Source organism: Kribbella sp., from assembly GCF_035655035.1.
Lineage (GTDB): Bacteria > Actinomycetota > Actinomycetes > Propionibacteriales > Kribbellaceae > Kribbella.
This window is the reverse complement of sequence record NZ_DASRVN010000293.1, coordinates 1-2,849: the sequence shown is the minus strand read 5'-3', so window position 1 is coordinate 2,849 and position 2,849 is coordinate 1. Positions and strand designations below refer to the sequence as shown.

General features: G+C 67.3%; 3 protein-coding genes and 1 pseudogene. 2 read left to right on the top strand and 2 right to left on the bottom strand.

Annotated elements, in window-relative coordinates; translation table 11 throughout:
• Positions 1 to 390 precede the first annotated feature (390 nt).
• The gene (locus VFF46_RS17010; protein WP_325038103.1) at positions 391 to 909 is read left to right on the top strand and encodes a DUF2231 domain-containing protein; all 519 of its coding nucleotides are present in this window, start codon (positions 391 to 393) and stop codon (positions 907 to 909) included.
• 64 nt (positions 910 to 973) lie between these two features.
• On the opposite strand, the gene VFF46_RS17005 is transcribed toward VFF46_RS17010, so the two are convergent.
• Positions 974 to 1,768: an SDR family oxidoreductase gene (locus tag VFF46_RS17005; RefSeq protein ID WP_325038102.1), complete on the bottom strand. Its 795-nt coding sequence runs from the start codon at positions 1,766 to 1,768 to the stop codon at positions 974 to 976.
• 395 nt (positions 1,769 to 2,163) lie between these two features.
• On the opposite strand from VFF46_RS17005, the gene VFF46_RS17000 reads away from it, so the two are divergent.
• Positions 2,164 to 2,580: a CBS domain-containing protein gene (locus tag VFF46_RS17000; RefSeq protein WP_325038101.1), complete on the top strand. Its 417-nt coding sequence runs from the start codon at positions 2,164 to 2,166 to the stop codon at positions 2,578 to 2,580.
• A 51-nt stretch (positions 2,581 to 2,631) separates the two neighbouring features.
• Here VFF46_RS17000 and VFF46_RS16995 read toward each other — a convergent pair.
• Positions 2,632 to 2,849: pseudogene (locus VFF46_RS16995) on the bottom strand (hypothetical protein); the annotation flags it as partial.

Here is a 2,849-nt window from a genome sequence, read left to right as displayed (position 1 = left end):
GTATCCGACCGGTACCCGGTGGCTATGGGCAGGTCGTCGTACGAGGCTCAGCCGTCGGTCTGGGCATGAGCCGTAGCGAATGGTGCCGGGTAGGTCGACGGCCGAGTGTGGCTCCAACCCATTCGGAGATGAGAAGCGCTCATAGGAGTCGCCGTGGTCGGGGGCTGGGGTTGGTGGTGGAGCCGGCGGGCGGGATTGTTGTTGAAGGCAACGGACAGGGTGACGGTCACCGGGAGCCGGGAGCCGGGAGCCGGGAGCCGGGGGCCGGGGGCCGGGAGCCAGGAGCCGGGGGTCGGGCCGTGGACTGGGGCGGGGTCGTGTGATTTGTGTCGCTGGCGGGTACTCGCGAAGCAGGTGGTTCGGGCCAGGTGCGGGCGAGAGGAGCGGATCATGGACGCCAACCATCACGAGACGGCGCTCGAGCAAGCCAAGCGCCCGAGGAGCATCATCGCGGGACCGTATGGCCATCCGTTCCATCCGATCCTGGTCACGGTGCCGATCGGTACCTGGGTTGCCAGTATCGTGTTCGACATCGTGGCGCTGGCGGATGCTGCGGAAGAGAAGGCGTTCTCCGAAGGTGCCTACTGGCTGATCGGTATCGGCATCGTCGGTGCGGTGCTGGCTGCGGTGTTCGGGTTGATCGATCTGCTTGCCATCCCGCGTGGTACCCGAGTGTTCCGGACCGGGCTGACGCACATGGCGCTCAACCTGATCGTCGTTGTGGTGTTCGTCGTCGACTTCGCCGTTCGGGCCGGACAAGGCTACGAGAACGCCAGCACGGCCGGTCTCGTCCTGAGTTTGGTCGCGCTGGCGCTGCTCGGTGTGTCCGGTTGGCTCGGGGGCCGGCTTGCCTACCATTACGGCGTACGCGTCGCGTCAGAGGGGACCCAGAGCGAGGGCTACCGCTGATCGGAAGGCCCGGCGGCTAGCCAGAACCGCGCTGGTCAGGCGCCTGAGCGTGCGACGGCCGTTGTCAGGGAAGGGGACGGCCGCCGGTTGCGGCGATGCGTTCGCCGGTGATGTACGTCGAGTCGTCGGAGGCGAGGAACACGTACACCGGGGCGAGTTCGGCGGGCTGGCCGGCCCGTCCGAGGGGCGTGTCGGCGCCGAAGTCGGCGACTTTCTCGGCGGGCAGCGTTGCCGGGATCAGCGGAGTCCAGATCGGCCCGGGCGCGACTGCGTTCACCCGGATCCCGCGTGGCGCGAGTTCCTGGGCGAGGCCCTTGGTGAAGTTGAGGATCGCCGCCTTGCTCGTCGCGTAGTCGAGCAGCCCCGGCGATGGTTCGTACGCCTGGATCGACGTCGTGTTGATGATGGACGAGCCTCGCGACAGGTGCGGAAGGGCCGCCTTGCACAGCCAGAACATGGCGTAGACGTTCGTCTTGAAGACCCGATCGAGCTGCTCGGTGGAGATATCGGCAAGGCCGTCGACCGACATCTGGTACGCCGCGTTGTTGACCAGGATGTCGAGTCCACCGAGCTCGGCGACGCAACGCTCGACGAGCGTCTGGCAGTGCCCCTGATCACGGATGTCTCCGGCCAGCGCTACCGCCGATCGTCCGGCGTCGACGATCAGGCGGCAGGTTTCGCGGGCGTCCTGCTCCTCGGCCTCGAGGTGAGAGATCATCACGTCCGCACCCTCGCGGGCGAACGCGAGTGCGACGGCCCGGCCGATGCCCGAGTCTCCGCCGGTGATCAGGGCTCGCTTGCCGGTGAGCTTCCCACTGCCCTGATAGGTCTTCTCGCCGTAGTCCGGTTCCGGTGTCATCGCATCGCTGCGGCCGGGATGATGCTGGGTTTGCGGTGTCTGCCGATCAGGTGTGGCATAGCGAGTGGTCGGATCGACGCTCATGGCTCGGCCCTCCGGAGTGTGATCGTTGGCTGCCCCAGCGGTACCCCGTCGCGCGCCGACGACACGCGTACGCCGGTTTTCTGGGGAGCTGTCCGGGTACCCGAAGTCAATGGACGTGAGCAGACTGGAACCGGTGTACGAAAGCGACGGCCCGTTCGCGACGGTGTTGCTCGATGTGGGTCGCGGGACGGAGTCCGGAGCGCACGAGGTTCATTCGGGGGCGATCCGGGCCGAGGTACCTACCTGTTTCCCGGTGGCAGTGCTGGGCACCGCGCCGCAGTACGAGCGGACCCTTTCAGGTAGGTGATGACATGAGCACGGCACGAGATTTGATGACGCCGGGTGTGGAGTGTGTCGGCGAGAAGGAGAGCCTGACCGTCGCGGCCCGGAAGATGCGCGAGTTGCACGTCGGTGCGCTGCCGATCTGCGGCGAGGACAACCGGCTGAAGGGCATGCTCACCGATCGCGACATCGTGGTGAAGTGCGTTGCCGACGGTGGTGACCCGTCGAAGACGACGGCGGGTGCCTTCGCGCAGGGCAAGCCGGTGACGATCGGCGCGGACGACTCGATCGAGGAAGCGCTGAGGACGATGGAGAAGTACCAGGTACGGCGCCTGCCGGTGATCGACGGCCAAGAACTGGTCGGGATGCTCGCCCAGGCCGACGTCGTACAGGCGTCTCCCGGCCGCGCGGGACGCACGGTGAGCGAGATCTCCGAACAGTCCTAGGACCCGGACGAACCGTCGCCGACGAGCAGGCAGGAAGGTGCGCGCTGCTGCTCAGCGGTCGATGGTGGTGACGGTTGCCGGCGCGGGGGTGAGCACTGTCAGTGGCTGCAAGGACTCGACGGTCAACCGGTGTTCCTGATCCGTGACGGTCTCGAGGTGGTGCAGCAGGATGCCTTCGCGCAACGCCCAGGGCGACACCTCCAGGGAGGTGATGTCGAGGGTCGCCATCGTCGCGCTCGCGACCACCGCGCCCGCCAGCGACTGGCGGG